General features: G+C 45.9%; 1 pseudogene. It reads right to left on the reverse strand.

What is annotated here, in order from left to right:
- Positions 1–279: pseudogene (locus tag SB660_RS20040) on the reverse strand (hypothetical protein); the annotation flags it as partial.

The raw sequence follows: 279 nt of genomic DNA on the forward strand, positions 1-279 counted from the left end.
CCTTCAATTGGGCAAACACACTTCTCCAATCAAATAAAATCGTTGTGATGATGCCAATCACTAAAGCAATCTCCACCGACCAAATAGCAGCTGCTGAAGAAATATCAAGCCTGCCGAACTCCTTTAATCCTATGGAAGAAAAATCAAACCGGTGGTTAACACGGTGCTTCAGTGAAAGAAGCTCGTATACGCCCTTTTGCGCTCTTGCATATGACTCTAATGTCGGCGTAGCACTCCCTAATACAACCGGGCAGCTGTGATGCTCAGCCCGCTTGATTG

Source organism: Bacillus sp. SIMBA_005, assembly GCF_046535585.1.
GTDB lineage: Bacteria > Bacillota > Bacilli > Bacillales > Bacillaceae > Bacillus > Bacillus pumilus.